The organism is Streptomyces sp. PA03-5A (assembly GCF_033792725.1).
In the GTDB taxonomy this organism is placed as follows: Bacteria; Actinomycetota; Actinomycetes; order Streptomycetales; family Streptomycetaceae; genus Actinacidiphila.
The window spans coordinates 352,701-374,334 of sequence record NZ_JARAVL010000002.1 but is presented as its reverse complement, the minus strand read 5'-3'; the positions used below and the strand labels follow the sequence as shown (position 1 = coordinate 374,334).

At 73.9% G+C, this 21,634-nt stretch carries 17 protein-coding genes; 6 read left to right on the top strand and 11 right to left on the bottom strand.

The features are described 5' to 3' along the window. Positions 1–18: 18 nt before the first annotated feature. From cobA to PV410_RS04280, 4 genes are all read right to left on the bottom strand, one after another. Positions 19–1,266, bottom strand: a complete 1,248-nt coding sequence (cobA, locus tag PV410_RS04295) for a uroporphyrinogen-III C-methyltransferase (RefSeq protein ID WP_500322385.1) — start codon at positions 1,264–1,266, stop codon at positions 19–21. 857 nt (positions 1,267–2,123) lie between these two features. Next, positions 2,124–5,345, bottom strand: coding sequence for a nicotinate-nucleotide--dimethylbenzimidazole phosphoribosyltransferase (cobT, locus tag PV410_RS04290; protein ID WP_500322383.1), 3,222 nt, complete (start codon positions 5,343–5,345; stop codon positions 2,124–2,126). A gap of 251 nt (positions 5,346–5,596) precedes the next feature. Further along, positions 5,597–6,820 (bottom strand): precorrin-6y C5,15-methyltransferase (decarboxylating) subunit CbiE, encoded by a 1,224-nt coding sequence (gene cbiE, locus PV410_RS04285; RefSeq protein WP_500322381.1) that lies wholly within the window; start codon positions 6,818–6,820, stop codon positions 5,597–5,599. 102 nt (positions 6,821–6,922) lie between these two features. Beyond that, the gene (locus tag PV410_RS04280) at positions 6,923–7,558 is read right to left on the bottom strand and encodes a GNAT family N-acetyltransferase (RefSeq protein ID WP_499510843.1); all 636 of its coding nucleotides are present in this window, start codon (positions 7,556–7,558) and stop codon (positions 6,923–6,925) included. Positions 7,559–7,769: 211 nt separating this feature from the next. Between PV410_RS04280 and PV410_RS04275 the strand changes: the two genes are divergently transcribed. Continuing rightward, positions 7,770–8,537 carry a class I SAM-dependent methyltransferase gene (locus PV410_RS04275; RefSeq protein ID WP_500322380.1) on the top strand — a complete coding sequence of 256 codons (768 nt, stop codon included), beginning with the start codon at positions 7,770–7,772 and terminating at the stop codon, positions 8,535–8,537. Positions 8,538–8,576: 39 nt separating this feature from the next. Beyond that, positions 8,577–8,963, top strand: a complete 387-nt coding sequence (locus PV410_RS04270) for an MmcQ/YjbR family DNA-binding protein (protein WP_500322378.1) — start codon at positions 8,577–8,579, stop codon at positions 8,961–8,963. A 34-nt stretch (positions 8,964–8,997) separates the two neighbouring features. Here the strand turns inward: PV410_RS04270 and PV410_RS04265 are convergent, their stop codons facing one another. The 3 genes from PV410_RS04265 to PV410_RS04255 are packed head-to-tail and all read right to left on the bottom strand — an operon-like array spanning position 8,998 to position 11,619. Beyond that, a complete protein-coding gene (locus PV410_RS04265; RefSeq protein ID WP_500322377.1) occupies positions 8,998–9,828 on the bottom strand; it encodes a MetQ/NlpA family ABC transporter substrate-binding protein in 831 nt (276 codons plus the stop codon). A gap of 37 nt (positions 9,829–9,865) precedes the next feature. Continuing rightward, on the bottom strand, positions 9,866–10,585 hold the full coding sequence (locus PV410_RS04260) for a methionine ABC transporter permease (RefSeq protein ID WP_500322376.1): 720 nt from the start codon (positions 10,583–10,585) through the stop codon (positions 9,866–9,868). Further along, the gene (locus tag PV410_RS04255; protein ID WP_500322374.1) at positions 10,582–11,619 is read right to left on the bottom strand and encodes a methionine ABC transporter ATP-binding protein; all 1,038 of its coding nucleotides are present in this window, start codon (positions 11,617–11,619) and stop codon (positions 10,582–10,584) included. Before PV410_RS04255 ends, PV410_RS04260 begins: the two co-directional genes overlap by 4 nt. A gap of 452 nt (positions 11,620–12,071) precedes the next feature. Here PV410_RS04255 and PV410_RS04250 point away from each other — a divergent pair, with 452 nt between their 5' ends. Together PV410_RS04250 and PV410_RS04245 are read left to right on the top strand one after the other, a co-directional pair. Beyond that, entirely contained in the window at positions 12,072–12,440 is a 369-nt protein-coding gene (locus tag PV410_RS04250) for a hypothetical protein (RefSeq protein ID WP_499510848.1), read from the top strand. Continuing rightward, positions 12,433–12,876, top strand: coding sequence for a hypothetical protein (locus PV410_RS04245; protein ID WP_500322373.1), 444 nt, complete (start codon positions 12,433–12,435; stop codon positions 12,874–12,876). Before PV410_RS04250 ends, PV410_RS04245 begins: the two co-directional genes overlap by 8 nt. A 13-nt stretch (positions 12,877–12,889) precedes the next feature. On the opposite strand, the gene PV410_RS04240 is transcribed toward PV410_RS04245, so the two are convergent. The 3 genes from PV410_RS04240 to PV410_RS04230 all read right to left on the bottom strand — a co-directional run bounded on the left by PV410_RS04240 (position 12,890) and on the right by PV410_RS04230 (position 15,330). Next, positions 12,890–13,399: a GNAT family N-acetyltransferase gene (locus PV410_RS04240; RefSeq protein WP_500322372.1), complete on the bottom strand. Its 510-nt coding sequence runs from the start codon at positions 13,397–13,399 to the stop codon at positions 12,890–12,892. Positions 13,400–13,522: 123 nt separating this feature from the next. After that, positions 13,523–14,047, bottom strand: coding sequence for a sigma-70 family RNA polymerase sigma factor (locus PV410_RS04235; RefSeq protein ID WP_500322371.1), 525 nt, complete (start codon positions 14,045–14,047; stop codon positions 13,523–13,525). Positions 14,048–14,136: 89 nt separating this feature from the next. Further along, positions 14,137–15,330: a glycerophosphodiester phosphodiesterase gene (locus PV410_RS04230; RefSeq protein WP_500322370.1), complete on the bottom strand. Its 1,194-nt coding sequence runs from the start codon at positions 15,328–15,330 to the stop codon at positions 14,137–14,139. A gap of 301 nt (positions 15,331–15,631) precedes the next feature. On the opposite strand from PV410_RS04230, the gene PV410_RS04225 reads away from it, so the two are divergent. Next, the gene (locus tag PV410_RS04225) at positions 15,632–16,288 is read left to right on the top strand and encodes a lysophospholipid acyltransferase family protein (protein WP_500322404.1); all 657 of its coding nucleotides are present in this window, start codon (positions 15,632–15,634) and stop codon (positions 16,286–16,288) included. 21 nt (positions 16,289–16,309) lie between these two features. On the opposite strand, the gene PV410_RS04220 is transcribed toward PV410_RS04225, so the two are convergent. Continuing rightward, the gene (locus PV410_RS04220; protein ID WP_500322368.1) at positions 16,310–20,728 is read right to left on the bottom strand and encodes a tetratricopeptide repeat protein; all 4,419 of its coding nucleotides are present in this window, start codon (positions 20,726–20,728) and stop codon (positions 16,310–16,312) included. Positions 20,729–20,889: 161 nt separating this feature from the next. On the opposite strand from PV410_RS04220, the gene PV410_RS04215 reads away from it, so the two are divergent. Continuing rightward, positions 20,890–21,612, top strand: coding sequence for a hypothetical protein (locus PV410_RS04215; protein WP_500322367.1), 723 nt, complete (start codon positions 20,890–20,892; stop codon positions 21,610–21,612). Positions 21,613–21,634 lie beyond the last annotated feature (22 nt).

Sequence of the window (21,634 nt, the reverse complement as noted above, 5' to 3'; positions counted from 1 at the left end):
GTGCCAACGGCACCGACGTCACTTGTTACCGCCGGTTACGCGATCGCCCACGGCGACGACCTCGCCGACGACGATCACCGCGGGCGGCCGGATGCCCTCCTGCGCCACCCGCTCCCCCACCGTCGCGAGCGTCGCGTCGACCCGGCGCTGGGCCGCCGTCGTGCCCTCCTGGATCACCGCGACGGGGGTGTCCGCGCCCCGGCCGTGCTCCACGAGCGCCGCCGCGATCGAGCCGATCCGCTCCACGGCCATCAGCAGCACCAGCGTTCCGCGCAGCCGGGCGAGGGCCGCCCAGTCCACGAGCGAGCGCGGGTCCTCCGGGGCCACATGGCCGCTGACCACGGTGAACTCGTGCGCCACCCCTCGGTGCGTGACCGGGATGCCGGCGGCGGCCGGGACGCTGATGGAACTGGAGATCCCCGGCACGACGGTGCACGGGATGCCCGCCTCCGCGAGCGCCTCCGCCTCCTCCATCCCGCGCCCGAACACGTACGGGTCCCCGCCCTTGAGCCGCACGACCGCCTTGCCCGCCTTCGCGTGCTCGATCAGCGCCGCGTTGATCGCCTCCTGGGCCATCGCCCGGCCGTACGGGATCTTCGCGGCGTCGATCACCTCGACGTGCGGCGGCAGTTCGTCGAGCAGGTCGCGCGGGCCGAGCCGGTCGGCGATGACGACATCCGCCTCCGCGAGCAGCCGGCGGCCGCGCACCGTGATCAGGTCCGGGTCGCCCGGGCCACCGCCGACCAGCGCTACGCCCGGGGTCCTCCCCCGGTGCTGCGGCGCGGCGAGCGAGCCGTCGCGCAGGCCCTCGACGATCGCGTCCCGCACGGCCGCCGAACGCCGCGGGTCCCGGCCGGTGAGGACGGCGACGGTCACACCCTCCGTACGGCCGGTCGCCGGCGTCCACGCGGTCGCCGCCTCGGCGTCGTCGCTGCGGACGCACCACACGCGGCGCTCCTCCGCCTCCGCGGAGGCCGCGGCGTTCGCCTCGGGGTCGGTGGTGGCGATGAGCGCGTACCAGGCGTCGGCCAGGTCGCCCGGCCGGTAACGGCGGCGCTCCCAGCGGATCTCGCCCGCCGCGGCCATCGCGTCCACGGACGGCGTCGCGGACGGGGAGACCAGGACGACGTCGGCGCCGGCCGCGACCAGCGGGGGCAGCCTGCGCTGGGCGACCTGGCCACCGCCGAGGACGACCACGCGGCGGCCCGTGAGGCGCAGTCCGACGGGGTAGGCGGGTGCGTCGTTGCGGTCCTCGGCGGCAGTCATGGCGGTGCGGCTCCTCGGGTGTGCCTCGCGGCGTGTGCCTCGCGGCGCGACGGGGGGTGGGGTTGCGGGGGTGCGGGGCGACCCTGCCCCGCCCCAACCCTACGGTGCGGGGTGGCTGCGCCGCAGCGCCCAAGATCACACCTGCGGTGCGCTTGCCGTCGTGGTCGTGTGCGGGTTGTTCGCGCCTGCGGCGGGCATCCCCCACCCACCCTCCCTCCCCCAGCCTTCGGCCGGGGGGACCCCCATCCGGCACGGTTGGTGCGGGCCTGCGCGCGTGCATGGTGGGCCAGGGTCGGGGCCTTCGGGGCTGGGCATTCTGGACCGCATATTTATGTGCATGGCGGGCGGTCCAGGTCGGTGCCGTCTCTGCTGCACAACACATACACGTCAGCGTCCAGAACGCCCACCCTCCCCCAGCCTTCGGCCGGGGGTGCCCCCAACGACCCTCCGTATCGTGCGGCGACCAACGGCCGGTGGGAGGTAGGAGGGCGGTCCGGGGTTGCCGCAGGTGCCCTAATTACCCCCCACCGGCCGTCATGCGCCCCAACCGGCATGAGGAGGTGTGGCGGGGTGCGCCCATGGGGGTCCCCCCGGCCGAAGGCTGGGGGAGACGAGCGGCGAACCCGGGCGCCGAACGAGGTAGGGCCAAACCGCGAGCGCAGTGGGGGTCCCCCCGGCCGAAGGCTGGGGGAGTGCGCCGGCGCGGCCCCGACCCCACCACGTACGCAGCGAGGCGGTCACTGACCGCGCCGGGCAATCGGGCGGGCGGGCGGCGGGGAAACCGCCCGCCGCAGGCGCAACGCACCCGCACACAACAACCGGGCCACGAGCCAACCCGCCCACCACGACCGCCCGCGTCAGGACTTCTCGGTGACCCCCGCAGAGTCGAACGTCGCCACCTCGTGCATCGCCCGCGCAGCACTCTGCACCAGCGGCAGCGCCAGCAGCGCGCCGGTGCCCTCGCCGAGGCGCAGGTCGAGTTCGACGAGCGGGCGCAGGCCCAGCTTGGTCAGCGCCGCGCGGTGGCCGGGCTCCGCGCTGCGGTGGCCGGCGATGCAGGCCGCGAGGACCTCGGGGGCGATGGCGCGGGCCACCAGGGCGGCCGCGCCCGCGCTGACGCCGTCGAGGATGACCGGGGTCCGCAGGGACGCGGCGCCGAGCAGCAGGCCCACCATGGCCGCGTGCTCGAGGCCGCCGATCGCCGCGAGGACCTCGATCGGGTCGGACGGGTCGGGCCGGTGGAGTTCGAGGGCGCGCCGCACGACGTCGATCTTGCGGGCGTGCATCTCGTCGTTGATGCCGGTGCCGCGTCCGGTGACCTCCGCCGGGTCGACCCCGGTGTAGACGGAGATCAGGGCCGCGGAGACGGTGGTGTTGGCGACCCCCATCTCCCCGGTGAGCAGCGCCTTGTTGCCCGCGGCGACGAGGTCGCGGGCGGTCTCGATGCCGACCTCGATCGCGCGCAGTGCCTCCTCGCGCGACATGGCGGGCCCGGCGGTCATGTCGGCGGTGCCGGGACGGACCTTGCGGGGCAGCAGACCGGGGGTGCTGGGCAGGTCGGAGGCGACGCCGACGTCCACCACGCACACCTCGGCGCCCACCTGGTGGGCGAAGGCGTTGCACACGGCCCCGCCGCCGAGGAAGTTGGCGACCATCTGGCCGGTGACCTCCTGGGGCCAGGCGGTGACGCCCTGGGCGTGCACCCCGTGGTCACCGGCGAAGATCGCGACGGCCGCGGGCTCCGGGATGGGCGGCGGGCACTGCCGGGACAGGCCGCTGAGCTGCGCGGAGATGATCTCCAGCATGCCGAGTGCGCCGGCCGGCTTGGTCATCCGCTTCTGCCGCTCCCAGGCCTCGCCGAGCGCCTTCGCGTCGAGCGGGCGGATGCCACGGAGGGTCTCCTCCAGGAGGTTGTGCGGCTCCTCGCCGGGCAGGGCCCGGTTGCCGTACTCCTCCTCGTGGACGACCCAGGCCAGCGGGCGCCGCTTGGACCAGCCGGACCGCACCAGTTCGGGGTCCTCGGGGAACTCGTCGACGTAGCCGACGCAGAGGTACGCGACGACCTCGAGGTGCTCGGGCAGCCCGAGTTCGCGGACCATCTCGCGCTCGTCGAAGAAGCTGACCCAGCCGACGCCGAGGCCCTCGGCGCGCGCGGCGAGCCAGAGGTTCTCCACGGCGAGCGCCGACGAGTACGGGGCCATCTGCGGCTGGGTGTATCGGCCCAGCGTGTGGCGGCCGCCGCGGGTGGGGTCGGCGGTGACGACGATGTTGACCGGGGTGTCGAGGATCGCCTCGATCTTCAGCTCGCGGAACTGCTTGGCGCGGCCCTTGGGGAGGGACTTGGCGTACGCCTCGCGCTGCTGCATGGCGAGCTCGTGCATGCGCTCCCGGGTCTTGGCGGAGCGGATGACGACGAAGTCCCACGGCTGGGAGTGGCCGACGCTCGGCGCGGTGTGCGCCGCCTCCAGCACGCGGATCAGCACCTCGTGCGGGATCGGGTCCTTGCGGAAGCCGTTGCGGATGTCCCGGCGCTCGCGGATGACGCGGTGCACGGCGTCCCGCACGGTGGGGTCGTAGCCCTCGGCGGCGGGCAGCAGCAGCTCCGGGTCCTCCTCCTCGCCGGCGACCGGCGCCTCGGGCTCCTCGGACGCCTGGGGCTCCTCGGGTGCCAGGTCCGCCTCATGCTGCGGCTCGGCGACGGTGACCGGAGTGTCCTCCTGCACGACCGCGGCGGGTGCGGGCTCGGCGACCGGCTCGACTGCGACGGGCGCCTCCGGCTCCACGACGGGCACGGGCTCGGGCTCCATCTCGGCCTCGACGACCGGCTCGGGCTCCGGCTCCGGCACGACGGCGACCGGCTCCAGCACCACGGCGACCGGCTCCAGCACCACGGCGACCGGCTCGGGCTCCGCGACAGCTTCAGGCGCCGCGACGGGCTCGGGCGCCTCCGGTACGACCGGTGCCACGGGCACCTCGGCGGCGGGCTCCATGCCGAACGGCAGCGGCTCGTCCGGGGTTTCCAGCGGCGACGCGAGGATGGCCACCGGCTCGGGCTCCGGTGCGGGCACGGGCGCGGGCGCGGGCACGACGGCCTCCGGCACCGGGGCCGTCCAGGTCTCGCCGGACGCGGGGGCCGGCACCGGCGCCTGGGTCTCGGCGGGGGCCTCGTCGCGGGGGATGTCCAGGTACTCCGGTCCGATGGTGGGCGGCCCGGACTGGGGCATGGGCGCCGGGACCGGCTGCGGCGCGGGCGGCGGCGTGGCCGGGCCGCGGTCGGCCAGGGAGCGCACGATGCCGCCGCCGTTGGACGGGTCCGGGATCGGGGGGCCCATGTGCAACGGGCGCCGCGGCGGTACGGGTGCGGCCTCCTGCAGCTGCACCTGCGCGGGCACATGGGGCTGCGGGACCGGCTCGGCCGCCCGGACCTGGACGGCCTCCTCCGCGGGCCCGGGCTGCGCGACGGGCTCCGCGGCCACGGGTACGGCCTGCTCCGGCACCGCGTGCTCGATCACGAACGGGGCGGGCTGCGGCGGCACGGCCTGCTCGGCCGGGAGCGGTTCCGGCGCCGCCATGCCGGGTGCGACCTGCATCTCCGTGCGGACGGCGGAGTAGTCGAGGGAGACGGAGTCACGGCCGCCGCTCTCGTGGGCGTCGTGCTCGATGCCCTCGGGCGCCACCGGGACCCCGTGCGGGGTGTGCTCGACCGGCACGGGGGTGGGGGCGGGGGCGGGGGCCTGCGCCGGGACCGGCGCGGCCGGGATCACGGGAGCGGGCGCCGGAACGGGTACGGCGGCGACCGGCGCCGGCTGCGGCGGCACGGGCTGCGGGTCGCCCCAGGACCCCTGCAGACCGGGCATCAGCAGCATCTCCTCGTCCTCCTCCACCGGCACCGGGCCGGACGGCTGGTCGAGGTAGTGGTACTCGGGAGGAACCGGCGCGGTGAGCGGATCGACGTCCCACGAGGGGACGGACTGCTGCTGCGCGCCACTGCCGGGAAGGTCGGCGTGCGGCTGCAGAACCGCTTCTTCGCCTGCGTTCTCCGGCAGTCCCTCACCCGGGACCTGGCCGGTGTCAGTCATGCGTGCCCCTCGCCCATCGGTTTCGCTCCTTCCATCGCTGCGCCGAGCACACTGCCCACAGAGAGAACGAGCGTGGGCGGCAACCGGCACGACGACGGCGATTGACCGGTACTGACCATTACTGATCAGCCCTCACGCGACGTCAATGCGCGACAACGGCACAGCGGTCCGTCAGCCTACCGTGCGTGTGCCCGCGCGTGCTCAGGGGGGTTCACCTCAAACCGGTGCCAATGCGGGCGCAACCCACTGGCTCACCTGCGGTGTCCGAGGAGCGCGAAGACCACCGTGCGCTCCCGCTCGGACCACTCGTCGTCCAGCTCGACTGCCTGCAACAACGTGCGTTCCACGGCGTATCCGCCCTCGTCGAGGGCGCGGCTGACGGCTTCGGCCTCGTCCCGGTTCGCGGCGCTCGCGGCGATTCGCTCCGGCCGGCGCGCGACGCAGGCGGCGACGACCTCCGGTCCGCCGCCTCCGATGCGCACGATGTCCGGTTCCGGAAGGTCCTCCAGCACGTGCGGCGCCAGGCCGTGGACGACCCGGACCTGGACCCCGAAGTCCCGTGCGGTGTCCTCGATCCGGCCGCACGCCTCGGCGTCGGCCTCCACCGCGATGACGGCCGCGCCGAACCGCGCCGCCTCCACGGCGACGGCCCCCCCGCCGGCGCCGATGTCCCAGAGCAGGTCGCCGGCCCGCGGTCCGAGCCGGGCCAGTTGCAGGGCGCGCAGGTGCGCCGGGCCGTCCCCGGGCACGTACCGCTCGGCGGGCAGTGCCCAGCCCCGTACCCGGTCGGACGAGTCGGGGTCCCCGCCGGCGAGCCAGCCGGCCTGCGCGGCGGCGGCCGGAACCGGAACGTGGGCGGGGGCGGCGGCCGGGGCGGCACCGACGACGAGGACGACGTTGGGGTCCCGCCAGGTGTGGTCGGCCACCTTGTCGGAGGTGAGCACGGTGACCTGCTCGTGCTCGGTGCCGAGGGCCTCGCAGATCACGAAGGTGCGGTGCTCGTCGCCGAGCAGCAGGGCGAGTTCGGCCGGCCCGGCGCCGGGGGCCGTGAGCACGGCGACCTTGGGATGGGCGCGGCAGACGTTGACGGCCCGCCGCAGGGTGCGGGTGTGCGCGACGACCACCCGGGCGTCGTCCCAGGGCATCCCGGCCCGGGCGAAGGCCTGGGCGACCGAGGAGACGCCGGGCACGACCTCGACCTCCAGCCCGTACTCGGGGGTGCGCAGGGCGCGGACGACGCCGAAGAAGCCGGGGTCGCCGTCGGCGAGGACGACCGCGGTGCCCCGGTGCCGCGCGATGCGGCGGGCGGCCAGGTCGATGCTGCCCAGTACGATCCGCTCGGCGTCCTCCGGCACGAACGGCAGTGCCAGGTGGTGCCGGGTCCCGGCCACCAAGGTGGCGGCCGACAGCGCGGAGCGCGCTGCCTCGCCCGGTGGTGAGCCGTCCCACCCGATCACGGTGACACGGTCGGCCATCGTCGTCCTGCCTCCTGGGCGCGTCGCGGTGTGGTGCCCGGGGGGTGAGGTGATCCCGGGGTGTGCACAGTACCCCGGCCAGGATCTTGCGCTAGCCCGTGCTCACTGCCAGTCGGCGTACGCCGCGTAGTCGGAGCCGTCGGCGGACTCCTCCGCGAGGCCGTCGAGGTCCTCCGGGAGCAGGCTCCAGACGATCAGGTCGGTGCGGATCTCCTCCCAGCGGCCGCCCTCCGTCTGCGTGCGGACCAGGCCGGCGTTGCGGAGCACGCCCTCGCTGATGCAGCCGATCTTCTGCGCGACCTGCTGCGAGGCGGCGTTGTCGGCGGCGGTGCGCAGTTCCAGTCGCTCGAACTTCTGGTCGTCGAAGAGCCACTGGGCGGTGGCCTGGACGGCCTCCGCCGCGTAGCCCTCGCCGCGCGCCCAGGGGGCGATCATGTAGCCCGCCTCGCTGCTGCGGATGCGCCAGTCGGTGCGCTGCAGGTGGACGGTGCCGACCAGCCGCTGGGTGAGGAACTCGGTGACGGCGAGCACGATGCCGCGGCCTTCCGCGCGCTCGGCGGGGGCGAACCCGGCGATGAAGGAGCGGGCGTCCGCCTCGGTGTAGGGATACGGCACGGAGGTCCAGGCGATGACGGACTCGTCGTTCATCATCTCCGCCAGGGCGGGGACGTCGGACTCCTCGTACGTGCGCAGCACCAGCCGCTCCGTACTGATGGAGATCTCCGGGAAGCTGGTCATTCGACGCTCCGTAGCCAGGGCATGTGTGAAGTGCACAGCATGCAACATCCACCGGGTCACCGCAGGACCGGGTCGCCGCGGGGCCTGCGCGGCCGTCGCCCCAGCGTACGTCCAACCATCGGCACGACGGGAGCAGTTGGTGTGCTGTTCCCCGGCTTTTCCGCAGGTCCGCTACGCCTGTGGTCCTACGGTCCTGCTAGCGTCTGCCCGCGTGACGGTGCACCACGCAGCAGGAGTCGGATATCAGCGGGCCGCGGGTGTGTACGAGCGGTCGCGACCCTCGTACCCCATGGCGGCCCTGGCCGAGTTGGCGGACGCGCTGCCCCTCGAGGCGGGCCGCACGGTGGTCGACCTGGGCGCCGGCACCGGCAAGTTCACCCGTCTGCTGGCGCTGACCGGCGCCGAGGTGATCGCGGTCGAGCCGGTGACGGAGATGCGGGAGCGGCTCGCGGAGCTGCTGCCGGGGGTGCGGGTGTCGGCCGGGACGGCCGAGGCCACGGGCCTGCCGGACGGGTGCGCGGACGCGGTGGTGGCCGCGCAGTCCTGGCACTGGTTCCAGGAGGAGGAGGCCCTGGCGGAGGTCGAGCGCCTGCTGCGGCCGGGCGGTTCGCTGGCACTGGTGTGGAACACCTACGACACCTCGGTCCCCTGGGTGCGGGACTACCAGGACATCGTCTTCCGGCTCGCGCCGCGTGACCTGCCGAGCCCTCTGGACGACGGCTGGCGCAAGGCCTTCACCGGCCGCCGGGGCTGGTCGCGGGTGCACGAGCGGCACTGGCCGAACCTGCACTCCACGACGGTCTCGGACGTGGTGGAGCGGATGACGTCCTCCAGCCACATCGCGGTGATGGACCCGGCGGAGCAGGAGCGGGTGCTGGCCGAGGTGGAGGCGGTGCTGGCCGGGCACGACGCCACGCGCGGCAAGGACGCCGTGGACATGCCCTACACGACGGACGTGTACTGGGTGCGGCGGCGCTGATCTCGCGGGTGTGTCGGTGGCACCCTGTTGAATGGCCGGATGGACGCGGACCGGCTCAGGGGCTTCTGCCTCGGCTTCAACGGCGCGGCGGAGGAGAACCCCTTCCCGCGGAACACCGAGGTGACCGTCTTCAAGGTCGGCGGGAAGATCTTCGCCATCAGCGCGCTGGGGGACGAGCCGCTGAAGGTGAGCCTGAAATGCGAGCCCGACCTGGCGGTGCGGCTGCGGGCGGAGCATGCGGCGATCGCGCCCGGCTGGCACCTGAACAAGCGCCACTGGAACACGGTCACGCTGGACGGTTCGCTGCCCGACGCGATGGTGCGCGAGCTGGTCGAGGACTCGTACGACCTGGTCGTGGCGCGGCTGCCGCGCGCGCAGCAGCTGCTGCTGGACTGGCCGGGGGCGGCGGGGAGCGGGGCGCGGTGAACGCGCTGCCCGCCCCCCGCCCGGGCCCGGCGGGTCAGAAGGAGGGGATGACGGAGCCGGCGTACTTGTCCTCGATGAACTTCTTCACCTCGGGCGAGGTGAGCAGCTTCTTGAGCTTCAGCACGCGCGGGTCCTTCTCGTCGCCCTCCTTGACGGCGAGGAAGTTGCCGTAGGGGTTGTTGTCGGCGGACTCCAGCACCAGGGCGTCCTTCGCGGGCTTCAGGCCCGCGGAGATGGCGTAGTTGCCGTTGATGACGGCGGCGTCGACGTCCTGCAGGGAGCGCGGCAGCTGGGCGGCCTCCAGCTCCTTGAACTTCAGGTTCTTGGGGTTGGCGGTGATGTCGGCGGGGGTTGCCTCGTTGCCGACGCCCTCCTTGAGGGTGATCAGGCCGTTGGTGGCGAGCAGCTTGAGGCCGCGGGCCTCGTTCACCGCGTCGTTGGCGACGGCTATCGTGGCACCGTTCTTGATCGCGTCGGCCGACTTCAGCTTGTCGGAGTACAGGCCCAGCGGCTCCAGGTGCACCGTGACGACGGGCACGATATGGGTGCCCTTCTTCTTGTTGAAGTCGTCCAGGTAGGGCTGGTTCTGGAAGTAGTTGGCGTCGACGGAGCCGTCCTCGGTGGCGGTGTTCGGCGTCACGTAGTCGCTGAACTCCTTCACCTCGAGCTTGAGCCCGGCCTTGGCCGCCAGGTTGTCCTTGACGAAGTTGAGGATCTCCGCGTGCGGGACGGGGCTCGCGGCGACGACGAGCGGGTCGCTCGCGCTGTCCTTCTTGGAGCCGGAGTCCGCGCCGCAGGCGGTCAGGCCGAGGGTGAGGCCGGCGGCGGCGAGGACGGCGGTCGTGATCTTGATGCTGGTACGCACGAAAAGTGCCTTTCTGGAACGGTGTTGCCTTGCGGTGTCAGGAGGCTTCGGGGGTCGCGGCCGGGCGCAGCAGGCGCAGCCGGGGCGTGGTGGAGCTGCGGCCGCGGTGCGAGGCGCTGCGGGCGGCGAGGTCGCCGGCGAGCTGGACGGCGGTCACGATGACGATCAGCACGCCGATCGTGACGAGCATCAGGGAGGTCTCGAAACGCTGGTAGCCGTAGCGGATGGCCAGGTCGCCGAGGCCGCCGCCGCCGATGGTGCCGGCCATGGCGGAGTAGCCGATGAGCGCGATCACCGTGGTGGTGAGCCCGGCGATCAGGGAGGGCAGCGACTCGGGCAGCAGGGCCTTGCGGACGACGGTCCAGGTGCTGCCGCCCATGGCCTGGACGGCCTCGACGAGTCCGTCGTCGACCTCGCGGACGGAGGTCTCCACCAGCCGCGCGAGGAACGGGATGGCGCCGATGGAGAGCGGGACGACCATGGCCTCGGCGCCGATGGTGGTGCCGATCACCCAGCGGGTGAAGGGCAGCACCGAGATCATCAGGATGAGGAAGGGCAGCGAGCGGCCGAGGTTCACGACCACGCCGACGACCTTGTTGACCGTGGCGTTGCGCAGCAGTCCGCCGCGGTCGGTCAGCACCAGCAGGACGCCCAGCGGAAGTCCCCCGGCCACCGCGATCAGGGTGGACCAGCCGACCATGATCAGCGTTTCCCAACAGGCCTGCGACAGCAGCGGCTGCATTTCCGACCAGCTCACTTCGCGCCCTCCTCGACCAGTTCGTCGCCGCCGACGGGGGCGACGTCGACCTGGAGGCCCTTCTCGCGGAGGAAGCCGATCGGCACCACGTTGTCCTCGAAGGCGCCGGGCAGCTCGATCCGCATCCGGCCGACCTGGCGGCCGCCGATGGTCTCCAGGGCGGCGCCGAGCACGGAGATGTCGATGTTGTAGGTGCGGGAGAGCTGGGAGATGACGGGCTCGGTGGCGGCCTCGCCGTGGAAGGTGAGGTCGACCACGGTGCGGCCGGCGCCGGACGGCTCGCCGCCGACCGGGAAGAGTTCGTGGGCCAGTTCGGAGCCGGGCGTGGCGAGCAGGTCGGTGACCTTGCCGGATTCCACGATGCGGCCTCCCTTCATCAGCGCGGCGGAGTCGCAGATGGCCTTGACCACGTCCATCTCGTGGGTGATGAGCAGGATGGTCAGGCCGAGCTGCTGGTTGAGTTCGCGCAGCAGCTGCAGGATCGAGCGGGTGGTCTCGGGGTCGAGCGCCGAGGTGGCCTCGTCGGACAGGAGCACCTTGGGGTCGCCGGCCAGGGCGCGGGCGATGCCGACGCGCTGCTTCTGGCCGCCGGACAGCTGCGCCGGGAAGGTGCGGGCCTTGTCGGCGAGGCCGACGAGGTCGAGCAGTTCGAGGGCCTTGCGGCGGCGCTCGCGGCCGGAGACGCCGAGGATCTCCAGCGGCAGCTCGACGTTGTCCCGGACGGTGCGCGAGGACAGCAGGTTGAAGTGCTGGAAGACCATGCCGATGCCCGTGCGGGCGGTCCGCAGCGCGGAGCCCGCCCGGTCGGAGCGGCCGGCGAGCGCGGTCAGGTCCCGGCCGGCCACCTCGACGGTGCCCGCCGTGGGCCGCTCCAGCAGGTTGACGCAGCGGATGAGCGTGCTCTTGCCGGCGCCGCTGCGACCGACGACGCCGTACACCTCACCCTCGCGGACGTGCAGATCGACGCCGTCGAGGGCCACCGTCTCCCGGTCACGGGAACGGTAGACCTTGGTCAGGCCCGTTGTGGTGATCACTGGATTTCCGTCACTGTCGAGTGCGCGGCGGACGAAAGCCGCACACGGGGCGTATGGACCGCGGACATGGCATGGCTGCGCCCCTCGGAGGGCGTGGGAGAAAGGTCAGCAGTGGGTGCCGGGCGGCTGGGGGTCGTGCGCCAGCCGGCAGCGGCGGAAGGTCTGCTGCAGTTCCAGGTCCATGGGGAGGTGCGATCCGTGGCAGGAGGGGCGGGTCTCGCTTCGGGGCGCGAGACTCAGGTGGCGTGGGCCCTCAGCGTGCACACATTCGACACATACGACGAACACCGGGCGTCATCGCCTCGGTCGCGCGGCAGCGGCGGTTCGTCGTGGTCATGCGCACCAGTAAAGCAGACGCCCGTACGGCGTACCAATATCCGATCCCGCCGTCCGGAATGTGGACACCCAGGGGGTGGGGACCCGGCGATTCCCGCCCGTAATAGAGTCGCGCCATGCTCGACGCGCTCACGATCGTGGTCTCGGCCACGGCGCTGCTCCTGGCCTCCTGGTGCGGTTACGCGGCCTTCCGCGACCAGCCCACCAAGGACTGGCACTTCATCGGCATGGCCCTGGTGGCGGTGCTGGCGCTGGTCCAGCTGGTGATAGGAGTGGTCAAGCTCACCGGTGGCGAGAAGCCGGTGGACGGAACGACGATCTTCGTGGCGTACCTGATCGGCGCGGCCTGCACCGTCCCGGCGGCGGGCTTCATGTCGCTGACCGAGCGGACCCGCTGGGGCTCGGCGATCGTGGCCGCAGGCGGGGTGGTCCTGGCCGTGCTCGAGGTGCGGCTCCACGACATCTGGGGAGGCGTCAGTGCCTGAGACCGCGAAGGGCAGTACTGCGCCGGCCGCCGCCGAGCGCGGGATCGGCCGCGGGCCGGGCAGGCTGCTGCTCTCCCTGTACGGGGTCTTCACCGTCGCCGCGCTCTCCCGCGCGGTCGTGCAGATCAGCCTGCAGTTCGACGAGGCGCCGCTGGCCTACCTGCTCTCGCTGCTGGCGGGCGTCCTCTACGCGGTGATCACGGTGGCCCTGTGGCGGGGCGGCGAGGGCGCGCGCAAGGTGGCGCTGGTCAGCTGCACCCTCGAACTGGTCGGCGTGCTGACCGTGGGCACGCTGACGCTGGTCGACTCCGGGGCGTTCCCGGACCAGACCGTGTGGTCCGACTACGGCATGGGCTACCTGTTCCTGCCCGTCGTCGTGCCGGTGACCGGCCTGCTGTGGCTGCGCCGGCAGGCACGGCCACAGCAGGACTCCTGATCCTGACGCGGGCTCAGGCGCTCGCGGCGTAGGTCTCGGGCCGGTCGGCCGGCTTCTCCATGTGCACCAGGCTCAGTTGCCGGGTGACCGGTTCGACGCTGCCCACCTGCGCGTAGCCCAGCTTGCGGTACAGCCGCAGGTTGAACTCGCTGCGGTGACCGGTGAAGAGCCGGTACCGCTTGGCCTCGCTCTCCGCGGCCAGCCGCTCCTCGATGGCCCGCAGCAGACGGCCGCCGAGTCCGTGCCGCTGCATGCGGGGGTGGACGATCAGCTTGGCGATCCGCGCGGTGCCGTCCTCGTCCACGGAACCGCGGACCGAACCCACCACCTCCTCGCCGAGCCGGGCCACCACCACGACCCCGCCCTCGAGTTCGGCGCGCAGCGCGTCGAGAGTCTGGGTCAGCGGTTCTATGCCGTAGTCCCCGTACAGTGCGGCTTCGTCCTGGTAGCAGAGGTACTGCAGTTTGAGGATCTTCTCGGCGTCGTCGACGGTCGCCGCAGAGATGGTCACGCTCATGCCCATGTGCGCTGGCCTCTCCTTCGAGTCCGCCCGGGCCGCGGGGGGTGAGGGTGCGGCGCGGGACGTTGCCCTGAATCGTTTCCGGAAGGCGGCGCGGCCGTGCACAAGCGTCCGTACGCCGACTGTTTACGGTGCATTACCCCGTCGTACGGGTGCTGCAACCCCGGTTGCGAGGATCGTACGCAGGCAACTCAAGCACCGGGAACGCATCGGCCCGAGGCTGCCCTGTGAGATTCCCAACTCCCGGGAGATTTCCCGGTAAGTGGGGTCGGAACGGGAGATCAGGGCGGATACCAGCTCGGGACAGCGCCCGGGCAGCCGGCGTGCGGCGGCCAGCAGGGTGCGCCGCTGCTCGGCGGCGAGCACCTGCTGTTCGGTGCTCGGCAGGGCCGCGGCGGCGGGGTGGCGGCCGGGGCCGTACGGCGTCTCCCGGCGGGCCCGGCGCACGGCGAGGCGGGCCTCGGCCCGCACCGCACGGCGCAGCCAGCGGGCGGGGTCGGCGGGCGGCTCGGGGAGCTCCAGCAACCGCAGCCACACGGACTGTTCGAGGTCGGCCGCCTCGATGCAGGCGGGGACCGACTCGGCCGCGGCCTCGGCGGCGAGCAGCGGCCGGATGGCGGCCAGTTCTTCGTGTCGTACGCGCGGGGTCATGCCCGCCGGGACACCCGTGCCGCGCCGGGTGGTTGCCCCCTGGCGGGGGAACCACCCGTGCGCGGGAGGGGATCACCTCGTGTTGACGATCACTTCCGGCCGAGGAAGTCCGCGCGGGCCAGGAGCGCGGTGTCGCAGTTGTCCGAGAAGATGCCGTCGATGCCCTGCTCGAAGTAGACCTTGAAGGCGCCGAAGGCGTCGCCGTAGGCGTTGGGGTCCGTGCCGACCCGGAAGTCGGCGGGCAGGAAGCTGTTCTCGTTGCGCATCGTGTAGGGGTGCAGGATCAGCCCGGCCTTGTGGGCGTCGCGCACCAGCGTGGTGGGCGTGCCGAGCTTGCCGGCCGCGTCACGCGGGATGATCAGGTTCAGGGTGGGGCCGATGCCCTGGGCGAAGCCGGCGATCCACTTCAGGCCGGCCGGGGTGACGAGGTCGGCGACCGTGCGCGGGTCCCCGGCGGCGACGAAGTCGTACGGACGGGTGGTCGCCGCGTCCAGCAGGACGACCTTGGGGTTGCGCAGGCCGAGCGCGCCGAGCCGCTGGATGCTGCCGGGCTCGAAAGACTGCAGGAACAGCGGGGAGTTGCGCTTGTCGCGGCCGTAGCGGCGCAGCAGCTTGGCGAGCCGCTCCTCCAGGCCCAGGCCGATGCCGCGGAAGTAGGTGGGGTGCTTGGTCTCGACGTGCAGCCAGACCGCCTTGCCGCGCTTGCGGCCCTGCTCGTCGGCCCAGCGCAGCACCTCCTCGAAGGTGGGCACCTCCCAGTGGCCGTCGTAGAGGGTGTTGCGCTGCCGCTGTGCGGGCAGGCGCTCGACCGCGCGCAGGGTCTTGAGCTCGGCGAGGGTGAAGTCATCGGTGAACCAGCCGGTGGTGGCGACCCCGTCGATGGTCTTGGTGGTCCTGCGGGAGGCGAACTCGGGGTGGTCGGCGACGTCCGTGGTGCCGCCGATCTCCGGCTCGTGGCGGCAGACGAGGTGCCCGTCCTTGGTGGGGACGACGTCCTGCTCGATGACGTCGGCGCCGAGGTCGAGGGCGAGCTGGTACGAGCCCAGGGTGTGCTCGGGGCGGTAGCCGCTCGCACCGCGGTGGCCGACGACGGTCGGGACCGGCAGCGGGAGGACGGGGACGGAACCGTGCGAGGAGCCGTGCGAGGAGTCCCGCTCGCCGGCCACGGCGGTGCCCGCGCCGCCGAGCACGGTGACGCCGGCGCCGAGCGCCGCGGCCCCGATCAGTGCCCGGCGCCCGGGCCCCCTGCGCTGCTCCCGGCCGCCCTGCTGCTCGTGCGTCATGTGCGCTCCCTCGTGTCGGCCGAACGTCTGTCCGGATCCTGCCAAGCGACGCGCGCATCGTAGGCGGGCCGGTGTTGCCGTCGGGCGGCGAGCGACGGAACGCGACGGAAACGCAGATCAACAATGCGTACCGGTCGTGTGAACCCGGTGTGCGTGTCGCGACGTGGCGGAAGTATCGTCCTCACCGGGGGAGGCGCACACTGGTGGGCGAACCCCCGCGGGCGTCCGGCCGGACTCCCGCCGACCACGACCGGAGGACCCGTTGTTCCGCATCATCCTCAAGGCACTGCTCGGAGCACTGATGCGCGTCCTGTTCCGCCCCAGGGTCGAGGGCGCGGAGCACATCCCGGGCGACGGTCCCGTGATCCTCGCCGGCAACCACGTCACGTTCATCGACTCGATGTTCCTGTCCCTGGTCGTGAAGCGTCAGGTCTTCTTCATCGGCAAGGACGAGTACGTCACCACCCCCGGGATCAAGGGCCGGCTGATGGCGGCCTTCTTCACCTCCGTCGGCATGATCCCCGTGGACCGCGACGGCGGTCACGGCGGCGTCGCCGCGCTCATGACCGGTCGTCGCATCCTGGACGAGGGCAGGGTCTTCGGCATCTACCCCGAGGGCACCCGCTCCCCCGACGGCCGTCTCTACCGCGGCCGCACGGGCGTGTCGCGGCTGGCACTGATGACCGGGGCGCCGGTCGTCCCGTTCGCGATGGTGGGCACCGAGCGGATCCAGCCGGGTGGCGCCGGCGTCCCGCGGGTGCACCGCTTCACCGTCCGCTTCGGCAAGCCGCTGGAGTTCTCCCGCTACGAGGGCATGGACCGCGACCGCTACGTGCTGCGTGCCGTCACCGACGAGGTGATGAGCCACGTGATGCTGCTGTCCGGCCAGGAGTACGTCGACATCTACGCCACGAAGGCGAAGGCGTCCAAGGCCACGGACCACGCGACGGCGGCGTAGCACCCCTGCACCCCTCCCCGCTCACAGGCGCGGCATCCGGCCGACCGGCCCGTTGCCGGCGGGCGTCCGCGCCGGGGTGAGCACGACCTCGCCGCGTGGGCCGCGGGAGATCTGGCCGATGCTCGCCGACAGGTCGGCCTCCATCCCGCCCGGGAGTTTGAGCCGGATCAGCACCGGCAGCAGGAACCCGACCGCGATGAGCCCGGCCAGCACCGGCGTCAGCGTCGTGAGCATCACGGCGGTGACGTGGTGCTTCCACAGGAAGTCGACCCAGGCCGCGGCGAGGACGGCGGTCGCCACGAGCACCAGCACCGCGCTGCTCAGCCGGCTCCCCCGGGCGGCCCGGGCGTCCTCCTCCAGCAGCCGCAGCGCCCGCTCCGCGTCCTGGTGCGCCGGGTCGAGGCGGCGGCAGCGGGTCAGGAAACGCCGGGCCCGGCTCCGGTGGAGCAGTTTCAGCCGGACGTCCACGGTCTGCGTGCCCAGGCGCTGCTCCACGACACCCGCCACGAAGTGCGGTTCGGCCTCGCGCTCGGCCAGCCGGATCGCGGCCCGGGCCTCCACGCCCGCGTCGTGGTAACGGTCGGCGCTCTGCTCGGCGTCGCCGGCCTGCACCAGCAGGCGCGCGAGCGCGAGCCGCAGCTGCCACTCCGGCTGGTCCCGCACCCCGCGCCGGCCCAGCACACGCCGCAGTTCCTCCTCGGCGGCGCCGAGGTCCCCCGCGCCCTCCGCCAGCGCCACCGCGAGCCCGAGGGCCGCGCTGCCGCTGTCCGGGTCCACCGCGACGGCCCGGCGGAACTCCCCGGCCGCCTCCGCCAGTGTGACGGCGCCTGCGCCCTCCCGGGCCCGGTGCAGTGCCAGGCTGCCCAGTTCGACGTGGGCCTGCACGTCGTACCAGTCCAGTTCCACGGCCCGCCGCAGCACGGTCTCGGCCTGCGTGTACCGGCCGAGCTGCACGTGGAGCGCGCCCAGTTCGGTGTGCGAGCGCCCGTACGGGTCCAGTTCCACGGCCCGGGACAGGTGCCGCTCGGCGGCGGCGGGCTCCCCACGCCGGTGCGCGATCAGCCCGAGGCAGGTGTGGGCGACGGCGTTGCGCGGGTCCTCACGGCTGACGGCACGGCAGTGGGCGGCCGCCTCGGCGAGGCGCTCGTCCGCCTGCGGGCCGCCGGGGGCGAGGTCCGCCAGGCGCACCAACGACCAGGCGCGGCCGACCCGGAAGTCGTGGTCGTGCGGCCACTGCCGCAGGGTCTCCCCGAAGGCGTCCGCCGCGTCCAGCGGACGCTGGTCCATCAGCGCGACCCAGCCGGTCGCGGCACGGGCCTCGGCCCGGCCGAGGGGACCGGGGGCGGACTCCAGCAGCTCGTCCAGGACCCGCCGGGCCGTGCTGTGGTCGCCGCGCTCCGCGTGCACCGCCGCCAGCTCGAACCGGATGGACGTCAGGTGCGGGCGGCCTCGGGTGAACTCCTCGACGCAGCTCTCGGCCTCGTCCAGGCTGCCGCATTCGCGCAGTGCGGTGGCCCGCTGGTCGTGGGCGGCCACGCTGTACGGGTCGTCGGCCAGGGCGCGTTCGCACTGGGCCAGGGCCTCGTCGTACCGGTGCTGCTCGCGGAGCACGGCGGCCAGCCGGCACCGCACGGACACCGCGTCCGGGACCCGGCCGAGCAGCGCCTCCGCGGCCTGTTCCGCCTCCTGGAAGCGGCCCAGCCCGGCGAGGGTGCCGATCAGCAGCCGGCACGCCCACTCGTGGTCCGGTTCGAGCTGCAGGGCCCGCCGCAGGTGGGGCAGTGCCTCCTCCCGGCGGTAGGTGCCGGCGAGCACCTGGGCCGTCGCGACGTGCGCGGCGGCGATCTCCGGGTGGCTGCCGCGCGCACGGCGCGCCACGGCCTCCGCCTCGTTCCACCGCCGCAGCGCGCACAGCACCTCCACCTTGAAGGTCAGCGTGCGGACGCGGTCGGGCCGCAGGACGAGGGCGCGGTCGACGCTCTCCAGGCACTCCGCGTCCCTGTCCTGGTCCCACAGGCAGTAGGCCAGGTCCATGTGGGCGTCCGGAGCCGTGGGACGGCGTTCCACGCTGCGCCGCAGCACCTGCTCCGCCTCGTCCCAGCGCCGGGAGCGGCGCAGCACCCAGGCCAGCAGACCCACGGCGTCGGCGGCACCACCGGTGAGTTCGCCGGCGCGCCGGGCGAACGGCAGCGCGTCGCCGGGGCGTTCCATCGCCGAGTACAACCGGCCCACGGCGATCAGCACGTGCGGGTCCTCGGGCCGCAGCCCGGCCGCCTCCTCCGCGGCCCGCTCGGCCTCGTCCCAGCGCCCGAGCTTGCGCAGTACCGAGAGCCTGCCGAGCAGCGCGTCCCGGTGGTCCGGTTCACGCCGCAGCGCCTCCTCGTACGCCGCGCACTCCTCTGCCGGGCGGTCCAGCTCGGCGAAGAGCCAGGCGAGCACGCAGGGGCCCGCGGCCGAGCGGGGCGTCGCGGCGGCGGCCCGGCCCGCGGCCGACTCGGCCGCGGGCCCGTCTCCGCGGCCGAGGTGCGCCGCGGTGAGCAGTTCCAGCGCCTCCACGTCGTCCGGACGCAGGCGCAGGCACTCCTCGGCCGCGGCCAGGGCCGCGTCGTAATCGTCCCGCCCCAGGGCCGTCCTGGCACGCTGGGCGGCCACGACGTCGGCGGGTACGCCGCAGCGCGCGGCCTCCTCCAGGGCGGCCTCGGCCTCGTCCCACCGTTCCGCCTCCCGGAGGCCGTCGAGCCGCGCGCCGTGCGCCTGCGCCGAGTTGCCGTCGAGCAGCAGGGCGCGGTCGACGGCGGCCAGTGCCTCGTCGGTGCGCTCCGCGGCGAACAGGACCGTCGCCAGGAGGGCTTGGGCCTCGGGGTCGTCGGCGGCGGCCTCGGCGCACTGCCGGGCGGCGGCCTCGGCGTCGGCGAGACGTCCGAGCCCGCGCAGGGACCGCACGCGCAGGCGGGCCGCGAAGCGGCGTCCCGGTTCCGCCCGCAGCGCGGCCTCGCACTCCTCCAGTGCCCGCGCATACTGCTCCCGCGCGTAGGACAGGCAGGCCTGTTCCTCCAGGAGCAGCCCCTCCAGGTCTCCGGTGCGGTCCGCGGCACGCACCGAGGCGATCAGGTCCGCCGCGTCGTCCCAGCGGTGGGCGCTGCGCAGCAGGGCCAGGGCGCGCTCGATCAGGGAGGTGTCTGCGGGGTCGAGCTCCCTGGCGCGTGCCAGGGCGGCGAGCGCCTCGTCGTACCGGGCGGCCGCGCCCAGGGCCCAGGCGAGGCTCGCCAGTGCCTCCGGGTCGGCGGGCCGCAGCGCGGCCGCGTGCGCGACGGCCGCGACGGCCCCGTCCACGTCGCCGCCGCGCAGCAGCAGCTCGGCGCGGACGCCCAAGCCCCAGCCGGAGCAGGGATCGAGTGCCAGCGCCTCCTCGGTGAGGGCCAGGGCGCGGTCGGGTGCTCCGCCGGCGAGTTCGGCGACGGCCAGTTCGAGCCTGACGCCGGGCGAGTACCCGCACGCCCGCACCGCCCGCCGGCCCGTGGCCAGCGCTCCCGCCAGGTCGCCGCGCAGCCGCTGCACCGCGGCCTTGTACTCCCACGCGAGCGCCCAGCGCGGTTCGAGCGCCAGCGCCCGGTCGCAGGCCAGGGCGGCCTCGTCCCGGCGGCCGAGTTCCAGGAGGCAGCGGGCGTGTTCGACGTGCGCGTCGGGCCGGCGGCCGTACCGGGCCACGAGGCGCTCGGCGGCCTCCAGTGCGGCCCGGCCCGTCCCCCGGCCGCTCTCGTACCTGGCCTCCGCCGTCAGTACGGCGATGTCGTCCCTGTCCAGGGAGCGGGCGGAGACCAGCTTGGCGTGGGCGACCTCGCCCCCGCTCCGGCTCGCCGCGATCCGTACGGCTGCGCAGCGGACCTCGACGGGGTCGGCGAGGCCGCGCTCGGCGTCCTCCAGTCCCCGCAGCGCGGCCGCGGTGTCGCCCAGTTCGACACGCGTCCACGCGGCGCCGATCCAGCCCTCCGCGTGGCGCGGTCCGACGGCGGTGGCCCGCTCGAAGGCCGCCAGTGCCTCGTCCCAGCGGCAGGCGTTGTGGTGCAGCCAGCCCAGCGCGGTGTGGACGTCCACGGCCTCCGGGAGCCGCGCCGCGGCCGCCGTGCCCTCGGCCAGGGCCTCGTCGTGGCGGCCCATGCGGTCCAGGGCCGCCACGCGCCACCCCGCCGCCGGGCCGCATTCCGGGTCGTGGCGCAGGGCCGTGGCGAACTCCGCCAGCGCCGCGGAGTGTTCGTACTGCCGCAGCCGCAACCGGCCCCGCGCGACGTGCAGTCGGGCCGTTCGCCCCGGGTCGACTTCCGCCCGGGCGAGTTCGGCGCCGATGAGGGCCTCGGCCTCCTCGTAGCGGCAGTCGAGGGTGTGCTCCCTCAGGACGGCCAGGACGTCGGTGTCCTGGCCGGACTGTGCGTCCGTGCTCATGGCGCTCCCTCCCCCGCGGCGGGTACCGGCAGCATACGGACTGCAAACCCGCCTCGCTCGCCGGGAGTTGACGTCGGTGGTCAGCGCGGGCACCGGTGCAACCCCTCGGCCCTCGTGGCGCGTCCCTCCGATTGACGGATCCGCCGGGGGCGGGGGGACGCGTGCAGTACATCGAGGTCACGGAGCTGGCAGGGGTACGGTCGGCGGTCATCCGCTTCCGCAGCCGTGCGACGGCGCTGACCTTCGAGCTGTACCCGATGGTCCACCTGGCGGAGCCGGCGTTCTACGCGGAGGTGACGGCCCGTCTGCGCGCCTCGTGCGATCTGGTGATCGCCGAGGGCGTCCGGGGCGGTACGGCGGCGCTGGCGCTCACGCGGTCGTACCGCAGCCTCGCGGGCCACGAACGTCTGGGACTGGTCGTCCAGGACATCGACTTCGCCACGCTGGGCGTGCCCGTGGTGTGCCCGGACATGACCGGTGAGGAGTTCGACGACAGGTGGCGGCGGGTGCCGCTCAGGGAGCGCGCGACGCTGGCCGCGCTCATCCCCGTCTACGTCGCGGGCATGCGGCTGCTCGGTACGCGCCGGTTCCTCGCCCGGCACCTGCAGCTGGAGGACCTGCCCGGCGACGACGAGGTGGAGGCCGCGGAATTCTGGACGGGGACGGACGACCTGGTCGTGCACCGGCGCGACCGCCTGCTGATCGACGCGGTGACGCATGTGCACCACGCCCGCGCCGGCCGTCCCGAGCCGTTCACCGCCGGGATCCTGTACGGCGCGGGGCACATGCGCGCGGTGACCACGGCGCTGATGGACCTGGGCTACACGCCCGCCGGCTCGCAGTGGCTGACGGTCTTCACGCTCGACGACCCCGGGGCCGCCTGACCGGGCCCCGGACGGTCAGGCC